The organism is Paraburkholderia ultramafica, assembly GCF_902859915.1.
In the GTDB taxonomy this organism is placed as follows: Bacteria; Pseudomonadota; Gammaproteobacteria; order Burkholderiales; family Burkholderiaceae; genus Paraburkholderia; species Paraburkholderia ultramafica.
On record NZ_CADIKK010000114.1, the window covers coordinates 1 to 2,637 of the forward strand.

Annotated in this window: 4 protein-coding genes and 3 pseudogenes; 5 read left to right on the plus strand and 2 right to left on the minus strand. The window is 58.6% G+C overall.

The genetic code is table 11. The features are described from left to right. Window positions 1-490: 490 nt before the first annotated feature. The 5 genes and pseudogenes from HV744_RS36305 to HV744_RS37920 all read left to right on the plus strand — a co-directional run bounded on the left by HV744_RS36305 (window position 491) and on the right by HV744_RS37920 (window position 1,941). On the plus strand, window positions 491-700 hold the full coding sequence (locus tag HV744_RS36305; protein ID WP_175154050.1) for a hypothetical protein: 210 nt from the start codon (window positions 491-493) through the stop codon (window positions 698-700). 134 nt (window positions 701-834) lie between these two features. Next, window positions 835-948 (plus strand): annotated as a pseudogene (locus tag HV744_RS36310) (IS5/IS1182 family transposase); the annotation flags it as partial. Window positions 949-1,064: 116 nt separating this feature from the next. After that, window positions 1,065-1,205, plus strand: coding sequence for a hypothetical protein (locus HV744_RS36315; RefSeq protein ID WP_175154049.1), 141 nt, complete (start codon window positions 1,065-1,067; stop codon window positions 1,203-1,205). 26 nt (window positions 1,206-1,231) lie between these two features. Continuing rightward, a complete protein-coding gene (locus HV744_RS36320; protein ID WP_217469222.1) occupies window positions 1,232-1,618 on the plus strand; it encodes a nucleoside recognition domain-containing protein in 387 nt (128 codons plus the stop codon). After that, window positions 1,591-1,941, plus strand: coding sequence for a DUF6587 family protein (locus HV744_RS37920; RefSeq protein WP_246279382.1), 351 nt, complete (start codon window positions 1,591-1,593; stop codon window positions 1,939-1,941). Before HV744_RS36320 ends, HV744_RS37920 begins: the two co-directional genes overlap by 28 nt. A 98-nt stretch (window positions 1,942-2,039) precedes the next feature. Here the strand turns inward: HV744_RS37920 and HV744_RS37925 are convergent. Together HV744_RS37925 and HV744_RS36335 are read right to left on the minus strand one after the other, a co-directional pair. Then, window positions 2,040-2,177: pseudogene (locus HV744_RS37925) on the minus strand (transposase); the annotation flags it as partial. Window positions 2,178-2,354: 177 nt separating this feature from the next. Next, window positions 2,355-2,637: pseudogene (locus HV744_RS36335) on the minus strand (hypothetical protein); the annotation flags it as partial.

Genomic DNA, 2,637 nt, shown 5'->3' on the forward strand with positions numbered 1-2,637 from the left:
CAGTCGCTATCTTCATGATGAACGCTCCTTTGCCGTGGACGTCACGACCGCTCCACTCTGGCATAAACCTCTCGCTGCGTAGCGGGAGTCGTCCATCACATCAGAGCCAGTGCGATCACCGCGTACTCCAACCAAAGACTCACTGGGGATGTGACAGGACCCGTCACCCGTGAGCCACACCATACTCGGGTATGAGACAGGTATGCCCAGGCAGGAGCAATCCATACCGTTCGTAGAATAGCCTCGTTTGTCTTGTACGCCTAACCTGATGTGACGCGTGGTGCATTCGTGCGATGCGTCCGCAATGCCACCGTCTTCTTTGCTCACTAGCTCCCGTCGAAGTGCAACCCTCGACCGGATCCGAGTCGATATTTTTCTTTCACCACGACGATGGCAGCTGGCATGCGTTTCCGTGCAGGAACGCACGGCCCGCAATGAACATCGGCCGGCTCGCCGCCTGACCGCCTGGCCACGACGAAGGAGAGAATCCATGGATGACGATGAATCGACCGGCTTACCAGAGGACGTTATAGAACTGCGCGCGTGGATGAATGCGTGGTTCGACCACGCTGTTTCGGTGGGCTTCATCTGTCCGCCGTTTATTCTCTGCGAAGCAATGGCCGAACGGCTGGAAGGCTATTTCAAAGTCGGACTGACGCCAGAAGAAAGCGCTGACGCGCTTTTCGGTGTGACACATTGAATCTAAGCGGGATGAGGGGTGCCTGGCTCTGTTGATATTTGCTGAAATGTGTTCGCATCCTGATTTTTTTTCGCGAGCAAAACAGGATCATCTGAACCCTGCTGAGTGACGACGTATGAGACAGGGTCGAAGGCATCTTGCCAGGCAAAAAAGGCGACCGGGGTCGAACGGCTGCGGACAGTCGCTGGTTTCTCGAAGCGGTGCTATGGATTGGCCGCACGTGCAGTCCGTGGCGTGAAGTCACGGCTAGACGCGCCAGCGCTGGTGACGCAACTCGACGTCGATGCGAAGGCGGTCGAAAGCGCGCTTGCCAGGGCTGCCGAGTTCTTTGCCAAACACCATTAACCAGGAAGGACGAGCAGAGATGCGCGCCGAGAACTTTGTGTTGCAGGGCTACTTCGATCGAATCGGCTTCAAGAGAGCGCCAAAGGCGGACATCACGACCGTCGCCCAGATAATGCGGTGCCAGTTGTTCACGGTGCCGTTTGAGAATCTCGACGTGTAGGCGAAGCAGGTGCCACGGGACCAGCTATTAACTACACGTTTGCGGGGTATATTGGCCACGGCCTGCAGTACGTCTTTGCGCCACTGGGCTTTAACTGGCAGATCAGCCTGTCGCTAATTCCCGCCTTCGCCGCCCGTGAGACGGCCGTGGCGGCGCTCGCCACGGTGTATGCCGTCGGCGACGACGCCGACACCGTTGGCATGGGGCATGCGCTGGCCGGCAAATTTTCCCTCGCCAGTGCGCTGTCGCTGCTGGTCTGGTTTGCCGTTGCGCCGCAATGCATGTCAACGCTCGCGGTGATCCGCCTCGAGACACGCTCCTGGCGCAACGTGGCGATCTCGTTCAGTTACATGTTCGTATCGGCTTATACAGCCTCGCTGCTGACATGCAACATCGCAAGGTGGTTCACTTGAACATGAATCTTTGGTCGCAGTATGCGGTGATCGCATTGATGGTCACGGTCAGCCTGCTCTATACGCTTGGTAAGCTGGCCCCTCAGTTCACGACCCGCGCGCTGGCGGCCGCTTCGGCCTCGCTCGTGCAGCCGCAGCGCGCGGGTGTGATGCAGGCGCTCGGCCGCCGGCTGCGGCCCGCCCAGGCGACCGGCAGTTGCGGTGATGGCTGCGGCACGTGCGGCAGTTGTGGCACTTCACGACCGGCATCTGAGCGCGCGGAGGCACAGCCACTGGAGTTCCGCCCGCGCCAGAAGTTGGGCGATGCCGTTACACCGCAATGATGGGAGTCGGCGCAGTCGACATTGCAGCATGGGCTGCGCGCTTTACCCGCACAGGGCAGCAGGCAACGGACGCCACTGGAGTGAAGGTTGAGCAGGCACAGCGCCGTCAGACTCTTCACCGTCCTCATGACCTTCGTCACACTGTAAGTCGGTACCGATTGCACGAGCAAATGGACGTGGTGCTCGTCCGTCCCAATTTCCAGATACTTCAGCTGGTAGCGTTCCGCAATCTCAAGACCTCTTTCAAAACCTCATCAACCTGCCCCTTAAGCAAATAGGTGGTTCTGGACGAGATTTTGACTATAAAAAGGATACCTCTAGATCCCGCCTTCGCTGGCAGCTACCTGCCAGTTGTGAACAATATGACCGAAGGCGGGACAGACTACCTATAAAGGGCCGGCGTCGAACAACCCTTACTGGCCCGTATACCCGACCGGAACAGTCGAATTGGCCTGTGCAACAGTCGCGTTGTTCGACACGATGTATTGCGGCACTTCGGTAAGCGTCAGCGAGACGGTGCCGTTGGTATACGCAACCGTGCTGACATTGCCGTAACCATCGATCTTCGTCACGTTGCCCGAGGTACCCGGGTTGTCGACCTGCAGCGAGTAGCCAGTGGAGTAGGTCTGGCTATACGCGCCACTGCTCGTGGGCCACTGTGCGTTGTTGTGCGTCCACGCAGCCGTCACGACCTTG